Origin of the sequence: Acinetobacter sp. AOR34_HL (genome assembly GCF_027854795.1) — a bacterium.
GTDB lineage: Bacteria > Pseudomonadota > Gammaproteobacteria > Pseudomonadales > Moraxellaceae > Acinetobacter > Acinetobacter junii.
Genome location: NZ_JAKTID010000028.1, coordinates 25,240 through 43,412 on the forward strand (window position 1 = coordinate 25,240; position 18,173 = coordinate 43,412).

Here is an 18,173-nt window from a genome sequence, read left to right on the forward strand (position 1 = left end):
CAGTTTTATGACATGAAATTTGTGATTTTTTTCTAATTTTCATATAGATAACACAGTTTAATTATATTATTCTTTCATAAATTCTTAAAAGTGATGCATCAAAAACATGAGCGATACAAGTCTTTTAAATGAATTGAACCTAATGATCGATCAATATGTTTCTAGAAATGGGCGACAACCTGATCGAATTATTTTAGGTTACAAAGCCTATGGGGATCTAATGAATGATTCTGTATTTTCAAAAGAAGTGACTAATTCAGCACTGAATCCTAATAAAAGAAAATACAAAAAATTAAAAATTAAGGTGACTAAAGATGATCATCAAATAGAACTGGAATAGATGAAAAGAAAAAGCCCTCGATTGAGGGCTTTTTCTTTTCATCTTAATAGTGAGCATAATTTTGCGCCAACTTATAACTATATATAGAATCTTGTGCATAAATTTTCTCAAAACTTACAACACTTCTTAAAGTGCTCTAACATGAATACCAACATTAACGTGAGTATTGATTGTTTTAGCTGTGCAGCTTGGCAATATACACATAATAAAAACGCTCAAAATCAATGAAGATAGTGAGCGTTTGCAATGATGAACTACTTTGTTATGCGATCCGATTGTTGATCCAGCCATAAAAGAACTGCTCCTGTGTTGGATTGCGTTCACAGATTTCGATATAACGTTGCCCTTGCATGATGTTCAGAACTCGCACTAAAACTTTTTCGCCTTCTCTGCCACGTTTGGCCATAAAAGTTTTAAGAGAATTTAATGTTGCAGATCCATACACACCATCGACTACTAAATCTGACCACCCGCCTTTACCTTGATTGTTCAAAAGATTCAAAGCACGTTGTAGCAACGGTTTAGCAAAACCTGTGCCGCAATTAACTCCTGTATCGAGTAGCTCTTCAGCAACAGCTGATGAAATAGAGTTCACCTGGTCAAACCGTGGAGCTGTCCAGTACTGTTTTTTATAAATTGCCTTAGCAGTTTCAAGGGGTAAATCTCGCATATGACCTTTAAAGCCACTCGCACGTGCTACAGCTTCAGTAATACCGTACTTTGTAGCACCGCCTCGATCTGCGGGATTGTTTACATAACCGCCTTCACGTTTAATCAATTCATCTAGGTATTGTTCGATGTTCATTTCACTTTCCTTTAGATGTAAAAAAACCGCCTTTAAGCGGTATAGGAATCAAATCAGCTTTATTTAAAAATTGAGCCAAATGTTTCTTTGACTTCTAGAATGATTTCAGCAAGTGACTTGCCTTTCATCAACTGTACAGCCTGATACAAGATACCAATGCAAAGCATCCCGAAAACAGCAAACATCAGCATGACAAAGCCTTGAGCCATGTGTGAGTAATGTTTTGATAATTCATAGTATTCAATAAAAGCTGAGCCACCGTACAAGCTAATAGCAACACTAAAGACAAACTTCATAATCACACTAACGTTGATTTTAATTCGCCCTTCTTTGTCTATATCTCCACTTAAGGTTAGTGCGAATATGGCCCCCACAACTGCGGCTAAAATCTTGATGAACCACGGCAAAGCTTTAATTGAAAGTTGTTCATGCATTTTTACTACTCCAGAAAATGAAAAACCGCCCATAATTGGCGGTCATATTTATGTTTTAAAGTTAAACTTCGATTTGATATACAACACCTATTGGTGCACTTCTCTTTATTTCATTTCCACTTATATAAACTTTATCTCCTGCAAAAAATTTTGTTGAACTAGTACAAAGCACAAGCCCTGTACCGTCAGCCACTAATACTTTGTAATTTGGATGATCTGCAATTTGAACCGTGCCAATAAATTCAGGAGTTTTAGGAAGCATCTCGAAAAAGCGATTGTAGATATTACTCACGATTCACCCTCTCAATTGATACAGTTTGATTCACAAGCTTATGAGTGAATGAACCACTGACACCGTCAACAATTCCCCACCAATCACCATTAAATGCAACCAACTCACCTGGTAAACATAAGCCTATTTCTTGGGTGATTGGCATCAATAAACTGTGATTCTCAACTAATCCAGCTTTGGCCAAAACTTCTCGTCCTTTGCTATGCATCACAGTGGTTGAGGTTAATAGTGGACTATTAATCGATTCTTGAAGCACATCACCTGCAGTGCCTATTCGTTTAACTTTACCTGTGTCACCAGTGCGATCGTTAGTAAGAAATACCCCGTTATAATCAGGATAAGGCTGATAATCAGTCGATTGATCTGTAACAATACTTTCTGAAATTACTCGATCATATTCATCAATCGCAATTGAATCCCACCATGTTTTTTTATAACGTGGCTTGATCGTCAATGTATTACTATTCGGCTCGCTGTATATAAAGCCACCTGCAGCTTCTACGATCAATTTTATCGCGGCTATTGGTGTTAGATTTGAATAGCTCAAGCTTTCAGGCGGTAAGATCCAACCTAGGGCATCAATTAGATCCCAGTTCAGCACAATGTCACTATTCACTCGATCTAACTCAGCTTGAACCAGTTGAACTGACGTTCTTTCATTCTCTTGAGTGAAAGATCGTGTCGGTGAATATGGCGCATCAAGTAATGCGGTAGGACTACGACCTGAGAGCTTGTAAACATCTTTGCCGAACTGTCTTGAGCGTGAAATGTTTTCAAGCAACATGCGATGCTCATTGCCATTGATCATGATTTTTAGAATTACAGGCTGGCCATTAATCGGCTCAGTTTTAGACTTTTCATAAAACGGGATCGATAGATTATATGACCAGCTCCAACTGCTTCGGTCAGTGCTGTAATCGCCACTGTAAATTTGGATCTCTTGCCCGTTGTCTAACCGGGTTACTTTGATTTCATTCACGATATACCACCAATCAACGGGTGCAATGTTTGGCAAACACTCATCAGCACCAAAATTTAAAATAACGTTGTGCGAATCAATGTCATGACATAAACAAATAAAATTTAGATCAGGTGTACCGACATACTCTGGCTTTGGCTTCGGCTCTATTGGATCAACTTTAGATTTGCGGTAATAAACCGCTTTAGCCACATCCCATGGGATAGAATCCGTTGTGATTAGCTCCAAGCCACTGTCATGCTTGAACATGAACCGCTTTTCAAAGACCCCAGCCACTTCATGACTAAACGTAATTTTCTTACGCTTACGAATCATTTCCTCCCAATTAGCTTGGCAGTTAATCAGTAACTTTTCAGATTCGGCAAATACTAAAGTGCGAGATACGAAGCGCTTGTCATTCTCTTGCCATACAAGATTTAGATCACTAACCAAACCTGTTGTTTTTTCAAAAAATGAATGTATTGATTGTTGAAGATAATTAGATTGAGCAAAACCACAATTAATTGCATTTGAAATAGTAAAACCGCGCTCAAAAATAAAGGCGCTGTTATGCGCCTTGAATATTGCTTTGCCATATTGAACGGTTTGATCAATTAAAACTGGTAACGTTTTCTGATATCTAAAATCGCTGAGATGGTTTAAACCTAATATGAAATTAATATCAAATTTAGCACCCACATTTGATAAAAAAACAACATTAATAAAAGCATTAATCTGCCCTACAACATCCTCTGAACTACGATTACTACCAGTGATGTACGCTGTAAATCCACAATTTACAAGTGTATCAACATAACTTATTGCATAATTTGAGTCATAAATTGCAATCAAATTAAATGGCGGGCTTAAAATGCTGGGCTCTGGACTGCTAAGATACACAGCTTTAAGTAAATAAGGCTTACGATCAATGCTCATGCTGTAGCGACTCCTGCATTATAGTGAGCAAGCACACGTTCTGCTGTCAGCGCGTAATCATATAAAGCTACGTGACCGAGATAACCTTTTAAATACTCATTATTATAGAAACTACCAGAATAACCGATTGCACTATTGGCAACAGATCCTATGCCATACCACCCGCCGCCACCGCTCAAAGAGGTATCTAGTACACCGTTTATATATATACTTAAACTTGTTTGTGTGCATGTAAAAACAATGTGATATAGCGTGTCATTAGTTAAGGATGATGAAGATAGTTTATTTGCTTGGTTAAAAATCATATTTGCAGTAGATGACAATTGCATTCTTAAACCAGTGTTATAGCCTATCTGAAGTGTGTTACCGCTATAGTTACCATCTATTATTTTTACCCAGCATTCCATGCTTGCTTGGTTTAATAAAAATTTAGATGGCGATCCAAGTTCAATTCGACTACTTGACCCATTAAAATAATAACAACTACCTAATGCATTCGACAGAACTGCTTGACCTAACAAACAATTGTAAATAGTACCATTTGCAGGACTACTCATAATATCAGCAGCAAAATTTCCGGCTAGTTCGTTTAGTGGATAATATGCAATCGGATTATCTGAAATGATTAATGACATATACTCTGATGCAAGCACTTTAATTTCACTGCTTAATTTACTAGTGCCATCATGCCAAACTCTTGCTTTGTAGTAATATGTTTCACCAAACTCTACATTTGTATCTACATAATACATAGTAGATAAACCAGCTATGATTGGATTTGGTAGATCAATTTCTGCAATTCCCGTCATACTTGAATCAGAGCGGATAATATCAAAAGAGTCAAAATCACCAAATTGAGCGAACTCAAGACGTATACCAGCCATACATTACCCCAAAGGTTTTAAAATGATTGAATCTAAAGTTAAGGACGATCCAAGCACTAAGTCATTATTATTAAGAAGAATATCTGTACCCACTGCAAAATCAGCAACAATCACACCATTTCCGTTATACAGTCTTGCCCAAATCGCAGTCCCTGTTTTTATGATTGTTGCTGCGTCAGATGGAAATAATTCAATTCCATCGGAGAGAAGTTGCTTAAAACACGGCTTTTGTAGTACCAAAGTCACAAGCTTTGCAGAATTATTTGCTGCTACTGTTGTGTCTATTGGCTTACTATCATCATAAAAAATAAAAGTAGCATAATTGCTACCTGAATCTAAGAATTCTGCCAATGCTTGCAATTGAGCCAAGCCAGCGGCTAAAGAAGGAATCACACTCATTTTGGCACCACGTTATCTTGAATCACGGCATTTAACTGATGATTTGGATCGGTTGATAGGAGCAAGTAATTTCTATCATAAGAAACGTAAGTCTTGAATTTACCAAATTTGTTTGTTCTGACCGTTCTTAATGTATACCCTGTTTCCCTGCAACAAATCCTGACGAGTCTGTTGGCAACAGGCACACCAAGCACTTGTACAGTTCCAGCAACTATATTCTGTCTACTTGATGAAAAACCTGTATCAACAATTTCTAAGGTTGTCATAATTGCTCCAAATTTAAACAATAATCCATTCTGCCGTAGCTTTGCGCATCAATTGAAATACTTAAGACTATCCCACTTTCAGTAATTGTTTCACCAGTAGCTGAACTGTTGAGTTTTAGTCTAGCAAATGGCAGAATACCTCTAAAATTCAGTAGATTATCTATAATCGGGTACTGCATATAAAACCCAATGGTAGGGTTACCAATAGAAAGAGCAGATGGTGAATTATTTAAAAACCCGAGCCCAACAGCTTGTGATAAATTCTGCTGATTGGTTATTCCTATATTGTTGTACCACAACTTTGCTCGCTGGTTTACTCCCTCACCATATGCCGCACTAGTTGAACAACCAACAGCCAATCCCCCGCGTGGCACAGCATAAGTATTCCTTGATTGCTCTATTTTTCCTGTTATACCATTTGCTGCCAGCATTAAATTTTTTCCTTGAATTTTATAATCATAAAACTCAGCAACACCGTACAACGATGTACAAAAACTTCCAGAATCTATAGTTAATAGGATCGATACTCCATCTGAGACAATATAAAAGCCTCTGTTTCCATCGCTTGGGGAAGTCGCATCACTTCTCTGATCATATCCATATGAATATTCAGGTGTTGCATAATACCATTTTGCCCAGCCATGATATGTTCCATCCCACCCCCAATTCGCATTTACATTATTTGGATCAAAAGGCATTTGAACACCAACAATACTGTCGATATCTGACATTCCAGACACTACACCCACTTTTGCAAACTTTGCCCCATTTGCTGCTGCACCTGACACACAGAAGTCATGGACTAATAAAATTAATCTAAGCGAATCTGGGTCGGTTGAGCGATATGCCCGTTTAGGCTCGCTGCTTCCAACAGCAGTAGAGTAAACCAACTCAAAATCCAAAGGTGCTGTTGAGCATGACGCTGTTCCACTTATCGAAATGGGATGCTCAGAAGTACATTCAATAATGATATTATTTGTATTTGCACTTAAAACTTTAAAATCGCCATTCCAACCATTTGTTGAATCTGTAATTCTAATTACTTGCCGATCAATAAATCCGTGTCCAGTACCAAGATTAATAGTCGCGGTAATCGCATCTGTTGATGACTTTGATAAACTTGTAATTGTATTAAAATTAAAACCTGTAACTAGCACAGCATCTAACAGTGTAATCATGCTACCCCAGTTATTAGATAGCTGCGGAATACCTTTCATTGTGTTTCGAAAATGCTTTACTAAACCTGACATAATATTTACTCAATAAAAAAGGCTGCAATTGCAGCCACTTGGGTTTAATAATTTAAATAACTCTATCAATATCACCGCGATACATAATTTGAAAGTTATCACTCAATACGGTTGGTGCTGACTGCTTCACAGTTCTAATACACCAGATTGGATACATGGAAGCGATGGTGTTAAATCGAAGAACATTTCCTGAAGCCCAACCACCGCCCCAGCCCTCTTTTTTAATCAAAAAATACGGTGCGTTTGTAATAGGATTAATTGGCAAACAATCTGCATTTACATTACCAATTCCGATCTGTCCTGACTCTTCACCAATGATTCTGAAGTTTGTTGCATCCGTAAAAATCAATGCCCAACGTTCCTGAATTGAACCTTTATTGGTAACTTCAATCTGATACAAAGCATCGTTATAGTTTGCTGAAATACTTGCTCCACTTGCTGTATCTGCCCAGACATTATTCCACGTACCTTGCACAAACTTTGACGTATAACGACTAAACATATCCCCGATGACTAAAGCTGATCCAACAATGGTATTTGCTGCATCATAGTTATGGGTTAATGCCTTAGTAAATGAAATTTGTCCATTAATCTGTACATCATTGATCAAACCTAAGTCTTGATAGCGGTAAGCAACTGTCAACGGAGCAACTAAAGCATTCAATGCAAAGTCACCGCTTAGCGTCACTTTCCCATAATCATAATCAACCACGTACATATCATAAGGAACTTTAGTACCTTCGCTATCTTCAAGCTCACACCAGGATATGCGTTGGTCATCTAAGTCATAGGTCTGCCCTGCAATATTGGATGGTAAAACCTGAGTCTTTGAGGCTGCCACGACACCAATATCACCGACTCTAAAAATTGGTACACGTCCGTCAATCGGTAAACGAGTGGCACTTAAACCCAGAATATCCTTATCAAGTGGAATGTAGGTATAAGCTACGGCGTTATAACGAATCGAATCTGCTGCAATCCAATTCGGTGCATCGATATAAACCAAACTTGCTTCAGTGTATTCAAGCTCTTGGAGATACCAAGGTTCAGCCTCAATTTCAGCGCGATTTGCAGATGTGATTTCAGTTTTTGTATAGAAATACACGTCTACAAAGCCTGTGTCATAGTTGACTTTGCCGCGCGCCTGACTTGTTTCAATTTGCCCTTGCTCATTAGCTGTCAAAGTTAATTGACCACCATTCAAAAATGATGCAACGACAGTCAAAGAACCTGGTCGAATCGGGATGACTGGCGTTCTAAAGCTAATATGATTCACTGGCTGCAAATCGGTCATCGTTGTTAAAGACTGCAAAGTGATTTGATTATCAACATTCGGTGTCCAGCTGCTTAACTCAACTATGCCAGTTCCGTATTGAATAGATCCTGATGCGGTACCGCTACCATTTGCTGGATCAATATTTCTATATAGCGTACTAGTACGGTCAATGTATGTATCATTACCAAGCTTAAAACGAACTGATCCAGTTAATATCTGTTCATTAAAACCATTGGTGATATCTAATTTAAGTGAATCTGCTGTGATTTGTTTCACACCTGAATTTAAGCCACTTGTGTCTCGATACTTGACTTCAATATCAGTATTTGTGAAAGCTTTAAGCTGTTTTGTTGATCGAGAAACATTAGAAATTTGCGGATAAAAGCTCATAATCACCCCGAAACATAGACAACAGATAGATAAGACTGGCTGTAAACAATTTGCTCAAGCACAGGTGTCACTACACAGGCACCACTTGCATAAGTGATTGTCCCCTGCACATTTCCTAAGCGATCAATCAAATTCCCAGTAGCTGCATTTATTGGGACATCAAATAATGTCACTAATTGAAAGTTATCAGGTGAAGAAGTTGGGTACTCATACACAGGTATTTTCAATTCAACACTATTTGGTTCAATTGCAGCACCTGTCCCAATATTAAAACTTAATTGTTGAGATCCATTAGGGCTGACATTTGAAACAGTCTGTGATTTTGGATCGCCGAAGCTGTAGTTGATCGTGAAAACTGTTGCTTTTTGCGGCAATTTATTCGGAATTATTCGCCCAACACCTGTTGCATAATTAACGGTACCTGTAGCATCACCAGTGAATTGCCCTTGTGAATTAGATGTTGCAGATTTTGCAATACCTTCTAACATCCAATTCACTGCTACTGAACTTGCAGCAATCCCTAATTGATTGAGATCAAACTCGATTGCAGCAGGCAAAACTGCTAGATCAGCTCTCTCAAAAGTTGATATTGGCGTTCCCCATAACAACAGAATTGGAGTATCAACATCAGGTAATGCACCTAATGTGACTAACCATGAACCAGTCACATAGTTGATTGTTCCAGCTCCATATGAATCACTCGATCCTTTTAATTGCCCATTTCCATTATCTTTAAGTGTATAAAACTTACCTTGAGCCATATAAGACACTGACAAAGAACCTGGTGCAGGAATTGGTACCAAAACACCAGTCCAGTTAAGAGACTGATTATTCTGAGTGACAGGAACTGCATAGGTATGCATCGGCTGTGTTGGTGCAGCAGCTGGCTTAAATGTGATACTTAAACTTGTTGAACCTGAGCCAGCAGAAGCAGTCCATTGAATCAATCCACGCTGATAGTCAATAGTTCCGACTTGAGTACCATCCGACTTTTTAAGCAGTCCACCCTGATCTGCAATCGCATTACCAAACAATATAAAAGAAACACTAGAAGGAATAACACTAGAACCGATATACAAGTTTTGTGATGTTCCAATCGTTGTTGAATAAGCAACTGTGATCGTATTTGCGTTGCCTGATACCAATGCAATACTTTCACTTGAAGCATTCAAGTCAACTAAAGGAGTTTCAATTTGAGCTGATGGAACCAGTTGGCTAAAGATGCTTGCTGCTTGAACAGTGAACTGACCAACATTAGCATTTTCAACTAAATCAGTACTTGCGTAGTACTTCCCCGTGTCAGCAACTAATGTGTCTCGAATAATCGTTGTAGATTTAGTTCCTTGATACCATTGGCTTGCTGATAACCCAACAAAATCAATCTCAAGCGGATCATTCAAATCGTAAGTAGCAACTTTGTATTCAACTTCTTTACCGTCCACGATCATGATTGCAATACGTGTCTCAACTTTAGTGATTCTTACGTATTGCTCATATTCGTTGCTTTTGCCTTCATGCGAAATTAATACAATCGTGTCACCGACATTTGCCTCAATTTCATTTTTAAACATTGCAACTTGGATGATCTTCATGCCTTGCCACAAAGTATCTAACGGCGTTCCCGCAATCTGCCCACCTTTAGCAAGATAATTTTCAACTCGATTTTGAGCAGAATCACGGGTATCTACATGTGAATCTGTGCTGAACAAAAGTGCTGAGACGTTCGGATCATCAGGATTCTTAGAAACAAAGACGGTTGAACCCATTAACGCATCAGTATCTATACTATTTACACCAGCATAGATCTTACGCATTGATACACGGCCCATGGTTCGATCTAGTTCGGAGACATCAGGGAAAAGGTTATTGCTTTCCCCATCCACTACAACTTGGCCAGAATATTTACCACCTCCGTCTGTTGTATCTGTAAGGCGCTCAGACTTATATAAAACTAAATTATTGGTCTCAATTGGCATTTGGCACCTCTAAAAATCTAAGGGTAACTTTGTAGTAATCTTCTTCTGAAACTGTTGGAAAGCCTTTGACTGGATCAGCTTCAATTGCGCCTTGTGCATGATTAAAAATCACGTTGAATTGGCGTGTGTCATGCGGATATTCAAAAACCAATGTGAATTGTTCATCTTGCAAAGCTGACCAGTCTTGAATGACTGATAAAACTGAGCGCTTAATCCATCCCTGATTGTCAGTTTTAGATAACAGTGTGATTGGTCTACCTGACTTCTTCTTTCCTTCTTGAACTATCAGAGTGCCATCAACGGCGTACTCTTGATTTTGTTCAATCGGCTTCCAAGCAAATTCGTCAGACCATAAAAAACCGTCCTCAAGTGGGACGGTTTCATTTGTTGCATTTCGTTTGAGTCTCATTACATTCTCTTCTTAGCCTGTTCAAGCTCTCTAAAGAATTTTTCAGTAAAATCGGCTTCTTGCTCGTCACCATATACAGTGGTTGAGTTATTGCCATTTACCAGTTCAATTCGCACATTTTTAGGACTACCTATATCGATATTAGGCATCTTGAATTGTTGAATAGAAGGAGCTTCAATATTTGGTGCAGAGATCTTCGGTGATGAACTTCCGATAGAGCCTTTACTATCTAAGCCATCAAGAATTTCTTGCATCCACGCTTGAGATTCATTACGACCAATCTTCGCATCAAATGCACCACTTGCAGATCCTCCATTTAATGCAGTTCGCAATTGATTGTTCATTCGCGTTATTGACTCATTCTTAAGTTCTTCAGCACGACCTTTTTCCATGCCACCAGCAATCAACTGATCATAGAAGTTCTGAGCCATTTGATTTTGACCGTCAGCCAATTGACCTAAACCTTTAGCCGTTTCAGCTGCTTGAGCTTTGCGTTTAGCATCGACTTTGGCCATCGCATCAATCCACTCATCAGCAGTAGATTTAGCTTCTTCACGTGCAACTCGACCAAGTTCACGGAAGCCATTAGCAGCATCGAATCTTGCTGAATTCCCAATATCATTCATGGTTTTGACTGAAGTATTACCCAGGTCGTCGATTGATGATTTAAGATCATATGCCGACAACTTAGACTCATACCAAGCAACCTTAGCAGCATCACCACTATTGTAGATTTCATCAGTCATCTTTATCAGAGCTTGTTTAAGTTGACCTGATGTAGCTTGACCACTTCTCTCCATTTCGCTAAATGCATCCATATAACTTTTAGCAGCAATAGACGCTTCAGCTTTGGTTTGTAGTCCAAACTTTCCAAAAGCTTCAGCAACAGAGTTGATACCTGCTTGAGTTTTATCAGCTTCTTTTTGGATATTGATTAATTGCTGTTCGGCTTGTTGTAATAAGCCATCAGCAACTTTTTCACCAAGAGTAGAACGTAAGTTGATAATTTTCGCTTTAAGATCATCAATTTCTTTCTGATTTGTTGCGGTGCTAATAGCGTTACTAATACTTGCATCAAGAGCTCGGCCAACATCAACACCGCGGTCTTTTAAATCATCCATACCATTGATAATGGTTTTGACATCACTTAGCGCTGATTGAAATGCTTTCGTTGATTTACCTTCAAGCTCTTCATAACTCAATCCAGTACGGCGAATTGCTTCATCAAGAATCGCACCTTGAACGTCTGCAGCTGATCTTACTGAGTTAGCATATTGAACTTGCAATGCACTCGATTTGGCTTGTAGTTTATCAATATCAGTTTGATATTTACTTACCTCAACAGTCCACTGCTTATAGTTCATATCAGCATTGTTTTTCTTCCAATCATCCAACTCCTTTTGTTTGGCTTTGACTTTACTGTTGGCCTCTTCAATTTGCTTTTCTAAATTGACTGGGATAGCAGCAAGCTTTCCCTGAAACTCTGACAGGTCAATTCCCTTCAGTGAATCAGATATGGTTGCTCTAACCTGTTCACCTGTAATCTTTCCTTGGGTTTGGAGTGCTGTTAAAGCCGTGATGGCATTGTTTATTCCTGTGCTAGAGTCAAAGTTAAAAGACTTCGCTATGTTTTCAAGCACAACAGAAACTTGCTCACCTGCTTTAATCTGCTTATCAAACTCTGCAACTGTGGCTTTTGATACCTCGTTTAAACCAAGTGCTGCATTCTTCAACATTTCACTTTTAAGTGCAGCTTTTTCACGTGCTTCAGCAAGCTCTTGTTGCTTCTTCTTAGACTCCTCTTGTTGAGCAGCTAGGTCTTTTTCAGACTGCTCTAGTGATTTCTCACCAGTAATTTTCAACCATAATTTTGCAACATTTTCACCAATTGCCTCACCTGTTTTGACAAACATATCGGCTATCAAACTTCCGCTAGTAACCACAGCAGCAGCGGCTATACCATATGCACCAAAACGAGAAAGTAAAGTTGTCATCCCTCCCGCTGCTTTAGTAAATGTTGGGAATAGATTGCTGGCAGCAGACTGAACACCTGTATGTGCAGCAGCATTTGCCCTTGCTGCATTGGCATTAATGAGCTGAGCTTGAGTATTAGTGGTTAAGGCAACGGTTTCCTGCTGAATTGCAATACTTGCAGCTCTAACACTGTTTGCTTTCTCTAAAAAGATTGCAGCCATTCCTAAGGCTTTATATGCAACGAATGCTTGAGCAGCAAAAGTAAGAGTAGAAACAAGTTGATCAAGGTTATCGGCAATATATTTGATAGCTTTAGCTACGTTTTCGCTAATTCCATTAGATTTATCAAGCTCACCGATATACACCATCCATGAAGTTTTAAGGTTCTCAATAGCAGATCCAACAGTCATAGGAAGCTTTTTATATTCAGCCTCAATGATCTCTGATTGTTGTCTCAATGCCTTTATAACAACATCAGCAGATAATTGACCTGATTCACCAAGCTCTTTTAACTTCCCAATAGGCACATCTAAACCGTCTGCTAATGCTTGTGCAAGTCGAGGAGCTTGTTCAATGATTGAGTTCAGTTCATCTCCTCTGAGTACAGAAGAACCTATTGCTTGCGCAAACTGAACTATTGCTGCTTCACTAGCTTGTGCACTCGCACCACTTACTTTAATAGACTGATTAATAGTTTCGGTAAGTTGCAGAATTTGTGCCTGACTTAACTTGTAGTCAGTCACTACACCATCAGTTGTAGTTTTTAAGTCCTTGGTCGCTCTAGTGAGTGTTGCAAACAAATCACCTGTTGCAATCAAGTTTGAATTGGTTGCAAGGGCAACCTCGACTACCCCATCAAGTGCAGACTCAAAGTTACCTGCTTCTCCAACTGCAATCTTGATCCTACCCTCAAGATTCTTAAACTCATCAGATGTCTGTGCAAGTTCTGATGCAGTTACACCAATACCTAAACCAGCTAAAACTGTAGTTAATAGGCCATAGGTGTTTTGTAGATCCTGAAGCCCTTGAGCAGCTTTTTCAGAAAGTGTCCCTGTTTCCTTTAACTCTTGATTAGTACTATCTACAGAATCATCAAATTGATCTAGTATTGGCGTTGCTTGACTAACAGCACCTCTAAACTCATCCATTGATGTTTCAGTTAAACTTAATGCCCTCTCAAGTCCATCTACACGATTTTTTGCAGCTACCAACTCATCAAGATCAATCCCATTTGTATTAGATAGGTTTTCCCAAGCCTGTCTCGCGCTGTTTAATTCTCGTGTTAATGAATCTATTGCTGTGGATCCTAACTGCCCAATTCGTTCAACATCTTTTGTCGATACAACCGCGCCATCACCCATTGAATGAATAGCCCGAGTCGCATTTTGTGCTTCTGAAACAAATGCAGTTAAATCTACAGATGTGAATTTCTGAATCTCTGTAATGGTAATGCTGGTTGCGTTTGCAACACCAGTCATGGCATTTGCAGCTACAGTCTGATACGTACCAAAAGCAGTCTCAACATCACGGATTGCTCTTTTAATGTCTGTAATCTTGGCAATCGTCTCGCCTATGTATTGTGGTGATGCTTGCGCTTGGCTAAGTTGCAGATATTCCGCCTGTGCAGCAACAAGCTCATCTTTTAAAGATGATATAGCCTGCTGGCTTTGCTGGGACATTGATCGAATTTCATTAGCTGATATAGAGCTTTTATCACCCATAGCCACAATGACATTTGTTGCGGCATTTAACTCAGCAGTAAGGTCTTTAACTCGATCTTGGGCATCAGTTGAAATTATATTTTTTGTTGAGTCGGATGATTTCTTCGTTTTTTTCTCTAATTCTTCAACTGCTGTTCCAATCGCCTGAAACATCTGCTCTGCTGTTTGTTTAGACTTTTTTACAGATGTATCAAAGTTGTTTGTATCGCCTTGCATTACGACTTTGAAAACTAATTCTTTAGCCATACATTTACCTCATTACCAAATAAAAAAGGCAATTTAGATATGCGGTAATGGACATTTCTAAATTGCCAAACTGAAATTTAGGCATTAAAAAACCCGACACTTGGTCGGGCTTAAATTTTTAATTGGTTCACTTAGCTACATATTTTCCAGTAGTGTTATCTTTACAATCCAGTTGAATCTTATCCATCGTCAGTGTCTTACCATCAGCCAACATTGGGAACTGATTTAATGTTTGGTAATGTTTAAGACCATCGGCATAGCATCTTTCATATAACTTTTCTTGAGATGGATTAAAAGTGTTTCTATAAAACTCAGCACCGAGTCCTAGTAAATATAAAATTAAGAAAAGGCTCCCAATCAAACCACCGACGATTAATAAAATCCCAGAAATATCAAGCTGAAAACGTCTATCTTTAGGGTTGCACTGATTTGACGGAACAACAAGATTGCTACCACAATTAGAACAAATACCTAAGCCTGATCTACGCCATATTTCATAAATTACTGCTGGAACAAAAAAGAAAATAACTAAAACAATGGTAATTAGAAAATTACCTCTGTTCTTAGACCAGCCGATATGACCACAGTTATTGCAGCTTATACATTTGTTTGCCATTTAATTTTCTAATTTATAAATTTTGATTAGAAAATAAATCTAACAAACGGCTAAAATTGTGGCAATAAAAATAACCTCAAATTCTCTTTTTTATATCAATCTACCTTATTGAAGTTTTTTAAAACTTTGTAAGTGATATTTTGATTATTGGCTTCAATAATTTCCAACAAAGCCCCTTTATACCCAATCTGTTTTGATTCGTTTAGGTCGTATTCAACATCATTGTTAAATGCAGGGCGAGCCATGTTACTTGAAAACTCTCTATAGCCAATATTAATTTTATTGCCGACTTTACCACTATAAATTAGTGTTTGCTGAAATGAGTTTTCACTAGCTATGTTAGTTTTCTTAATAACAAAACTTTTATCGGCTTGACATGCTTTCAAATTGAAAACAGTAATAACGCAAAGTTTGCCATCTGGTGCAGTCATCAAAGCTTGTGCTGGATCAGCCATAAATGCTTTTTGCACCATTGCACCAGTAGTGCTTACTAAAGTGAAGTATTTGCCTTTCTCATTTTCACCCGTTTTAATAAATTGCCCTGCTGGAATTGTATATAAACTTATCTTTGTTTGCTGCTGCAACTCGAGAACATCATTTTGCCTCAAAGTACCCTGCACCAACATTTGATCACCAACACTCACAGTATTAATTGTATTAATAGGTGGTTTACTTATATTACTAACAGTCATGGTGGAGTTATAAACTGGTGTAGCACAACCAACTAAGAATAGGCTAAATGAGAAGGTTAAAAATATTTTTGACATAAAAAATCCCCGAATTTTCTACGAGGATATTTTGTTTTGAAGTTAAAAGCTAGTCACAAGTAATACCCAACTTCTGACTGTAATAATCACTCGTAATTTTAAGATCATTAAGAAGTTTTTCTTTAGTGTCTTGAGTTGATAGCTTCATCAGTGCAGGCATATATTCCTTTTCGTACACTTTTGGATAGTCTTCACAAAGCGCTTTCTTTTGAGCATCTTTGTCTGCATTCGGGTTATCTAACAGATCCAAATAATCTGAAATCTTTTGATCAGCAGCATCAAACTTCTCAGAAGCATTTTCATTTTGTACTTCCGGTTGTTTTTCACAACCAATGATCAATGTGGTTAAACAAATTAATATTAGTTTTTTCATATGTTTAGCTTTTTATATTGTAGATAATAAATTACCCTCGGGTGAGGGTATTTATAGCATATATTTAGGGAATTCAAAAAACCGCACTTGGCGGGTTTTTGTGTTTAGTTTTAACTTAAACAATAATTGTTTTGGGGTAAAATCAACCTTAATTGCCCTTTTGCTGCTGAAAAAGCCTGATAACATCGACTGATAAAATCGGCATAATCATTTGATGAGTTAGCAATTGCTTCAACTTTATTAATTTGGTCTGAAAGCAGCTTCTCACCTCCATTGGTCAGCCATTGATGCATCTTTTCACCATCACGTTTATGAGCACGCAATTCAATCAATACATCTTTTGGCATTATGACTCCGTATATCCATTTATTTGTGAGATCACCAAAAATAGCAGGTGTTCCACCAATATGACTATTAAACTCAGTGCCAGTAACTTTTGCTAAAGCTTTATAAAATGAGTCGGGGAAGCGTTTCTCCCAAACTGTAGCTTTTGGCAACAGCATTGAACGAATCATGTCTTGAAATTGCGGAGGTGCTTGGTTCGTTCTAATGAGATTATCAATTTGCTCATCACACCAAATTGCAAAATCAATATCGAGCCATTGTGCAAATCGCACAGCCAACTTTGGATGAAGCCATGTTCCTCCATTATTTCCACGCTTAGTTTTCAAATAAGGGATTTTCCCGTATTTGCGTTCAAGCGCCTCTAAATACTTTTGTGTTTCTGGTAACCGTACCCAGTCATGGACTGGTTTATTAAATTTCCTAGCAGCTTGCGTAGCGTTAAACCAACCATTATTGTTGAACGAATGTTCTTGATCTTCATACTTAATTTTTACGATAGCACTCATTAATTTGCCTCCTGTACAGCTTTATGTTCAGCAATACGGTTAGCAATCCATTGATTGATGTCTGACTCTATCCAAGCAACTCGACGTTCAGATAAGTTTAAGCATTGTGGGAATTCTCCACTTTTCATCATGACATAAATAGATGATGCACCCAATCCTGTTTTGGTTTGCACCTCTTTACGGCGGATTAAGCGTTGTTCAGTTTGTTGATTTTTAGATGTAGTCATCTTAACGTACCTCTATAGAGATTCGCTGAGACACAAAACAAAAAGAAAAGTTTAAAAATATAAACTAGTTAAAGCTAATTATTATCAGACAGATAAAGCTATTCGATAGGTTCAATAGCAAACAATAGTGTTTATCTGGAGAAACATTTTGTTTGCATCAGTTGATAACTATAGTTATAGTTTCATCTATAGGGTAAAGCTAGCTTTACCTATCGGAGTACCGATAAGACTTGTCTTTTAACTGTCTTACATTTCCAAAAGTTCCTAAAATTCTGTGCCCTGTCAGGCGGATTTAATTTAAGAGCTTCAACATTTGCATCACAGTTTTAAGACAAGACACATAGAACGCCAATTCCTTGTGTCATCCAAAGAGTTAAGAACGCCAATTCTTAGCTCTTTTTTATTGTCCGCTTTCTGCATAACAAAAGCTTAAACTCAACGATAGTTTAAATAGTTCAAGTTGCTGTAACAGTAGGTTGGGAGTAAGTCAGTATTTAATATTTCATTCATCAGTATATTCAATTTGCTTATTCGTCAGTTTGATCTATCAATTCAACTTTGCCCCAATCTATTAGGCTGTACTTTCAAACTTCGCTATCTATATTCATTGCCTGTACCTGAATTTGTTACAACTCAATGAATAAATTAATCTTAATTGAGTTTTACTTAAATGGCTACTTCTAAACTGCAGTTTGTAACATCAACTGCGTTAAATCTTGTCGTATAGCAGCACCAATTATCCATTTCATTCTCGTTCGTTCTATTTCATTACAGTTCATTACA

General features: G+C 37.9%; 18 protein-coding genes. 1 reads left to right on the plus strand and 17 read right to left on the minus strand.

What is annotated here, in order from left to right:
- Window positions 1-106: 106 nt before the first annotated feature.
- Window positions 107-340, plus strand: a complete 234-nt coding sequence (locus MKL32_RS03645) for a hypothetical protein (protein WP_125299818.1) — start codon at window positions 107-109, stop codon at window positions 338-340.
- A 262-nt stretch (window positions 341-602) separates the two neighbouring features.
- On the opposite strand, the gene MKL32_RS03650 is transcribed toward MKL32_RS03645, so the two are convergent.
- The 17 genes from MKL32_RS03650 to MKL32_RS03730 all read right to left on the minus strand — a co-directional run bounded on the left by MKL32_RS03650 (window position 603) and on the right by MKL32_RS03730 (window position 17,390).
- A complete protein-coding gene (locus tag MKL32_RS03650; protein WP_270900195.1) occupies window positions 603-1,145 on the minus strand; it encodes a glycoside hydrolase family 108 protein in 543 nt (180 codons plus the stop codon).
- A 59-nt stretch (window positions 1,146-1,204) separates the two neighbouring features.
- Window positions 1,205-1,579: a hypothetical protein gene (locus tag MKL32_RS03655; RefSeq protein WP_125299816.1), complete on the minus strand. Its 375-nt coding sequence runs from the start codon at window positions 1,577-1,579 to the stop codon at window positions 1,205-1,207.
- A gap of 61 nt (window positions 1,580-1,640) precedes the next feature.
- Window positions 1,641-1,871 (minus strand): hypothetical protein, encoded by a 231-nt coding sequence (locus MKL32_RS03660; RefSeq protein WP_270900196.1) that lies wholly within the window; start codon window positions 1,869-1,871, stop codon window positions 1,641-1,643.
- Window positions 1,864-3,765: a hypothetical protein gene (locus tag MKL32_RS03665; RefSeq protein WP_270900197.1), complete on the minus strand. Its 1,902-nt coding sequence runs from the start codon at window positions 3,763-3,765 to the stop codon at window positions 1,864-1,866. Before MKL32_RS03665 ends, MKL32_RS03660 begins: the two co-directional genes overlap by 8 nt.
- Complete coding sequence (locus MKL32_RS03670; RefSeq protein ID WP_270900198.1) at window positions 3,762-4,649, minus strand: LamG domain-containing protein; 888 nt, start codon at window positions 4,647-4,649, stop codon at window positions 3,762-3,764. Before MKL32_RS03670 ends, MKL32_RS03665 begins: the two co-directional genes overlap by 4 nt.
- A gap of 3 nt (window positions 4,650-4,652) precedes the next feature.
- Entirely contained in the window at window positions 4,653-5,048 is a 396-nt protein-coding gene (locus tag MKL32_RS03675) for a hypothetical protein (RefSeq protein WP_270900199.1), read from the minus strand.
- A complete protein-coding gene (locus tag MKL32_RS03680) occupies window positions 5,045-5,314 on the minus strand; it encodes a hypothetical protein (protein ID WP_270900200.1) in 270 nt (89 codons plus the stop codon). The genes MKL32_RS03675 and MKL32_RS03680 overlap by 4 nt, the downstream gene beginning before the upstream one ends.
- Complete coding sequence (locus tag MKL32_RS03685; protein ID WP_270900201.1) at window positions 5,311-6,564, minus strand: hypothetical protein; 1,254 nt, start codon at window positions 6,562-6,564, stop codon at window positions 5,311-5,313. Before MKL32_RS03685 ends, MKL32_RS03680 begins: the two co-directional genes overlap by 4 nt.
- A 52-nt stretch (window positions 6,565-6,616) precedes the next feature.
- Window positions 6,617-8,230: a hypothetical protein gene (locus MKL32_RS03690; RefSeq protein ID WP_270900202.1), complete on the minus strand. Its 1,614-nt coding sequence runs from the start codon at window positions 8,228-8,230 to the stop codon at window positions 6,617-6,619.
- 2 nt (window positions 8,231-8,232) lie between these two features.
- Window positions 8,233-10,206 (minus strand): hypothetical protein, encoded by a 1,974-nt coding sequence (locus MKL32_RS03695; RefSeq protein WP_270900203.1) that lies wholly within the window; start codon window positions 10,204-10,206, stop codon window positions 8,233-8,235.
- On the minus strand, window positions 10,196-10,615 hold the full coding sequence (locus MKL32_RS03700; RefSeq protein WP_270900204.1) for a hypothetical protein: 420 nt from the start codon (window positions 10,613-10,615) through the stop codon (window positions 10,196-10,198). Before MKL32_RS03700 ends, MKL32_RS03695 begins: the two co-directional genes overlap by 11 nt.
- Complete coding sequence (locus MKL32_RS03705; protein WP_270900205.1) at window positions 10,615-14,556, minus strand: tape measure protein; 3,942 nt, start codon at window positions 14,554-14,556, stop codon at window positions 10,615-10,617. Before MKL32_RS03705 ends, MKL32_RS03700 begins: the two co-directional genes overlap by 1 nt.
- A 127-nt stretch (window positions 14,557-14,683) precedes the next feature.
- The gene (locus MKL32_RS03710; protein WP_270900206.1) at window positions 14,684-15,172 is read right to left on the minus strand and encodes a Pmp3 family protein; all 489 of its coding nucleotides are present in this window, start codon (window positions 15,170-15,172) and stop codon (window positions 14,684-14,686) included.
- 95 nt (window positions 15,173-15,267) lie between these two features.
- On the minus strand, window positions 15,268-15,939 hold the full coding sequence (locus MKL32_RS03715; protein ID WP_204378846.1) for a hypothetical protein: 672 nt from the start codon (window positions 15,937-15,939) through the stop codon (window positions 15,268-15,270).
- 49 nt (window positions 15,940-15,988) lie between these two features.
- Window positions 15,989-16,312 carry a hypothetical protein gene (locus tag MKL32_RS03720; protein WP_270900207.1) on the minus strand — a complete coding sequence of 108 codons (324 nt, stop codon included), beginning with the start codon at window positions 16,310-16,312 and terminating at the stop codon, window positions 15,989-15,991.
- A 110-nt stretch (window positions 16,313-16,422) separates the two neighbouring features.
- The gene (locus MKL32_RS03725; protein WP_270900208.1) at window positions 16,423-17,163 is read right to left on the minus strand and encodes a KilA-N domain-containing protein; all 741 of its coding nucleotides are present in this window, start codon (window positions 17,161-17,163) and stop codon (window positions 16,423-16,425) included.
- A complete protein-coding gene (locus MKL32_RS03730) occupies window positions 17,163-17,390 on the minus strand; it encodes a helix-turn-helix transcriptional regulator (RefSeq protein WP_270900209.1) in 228 nt (75 codons plus the stop codon). Before MKL32_RS03730 ends, MKL32_RS03725 begins: the two co-directional genes overlap by 1 nt.
- Window positions 17,391-18,173: the final 783 nt, after the last annotated feature.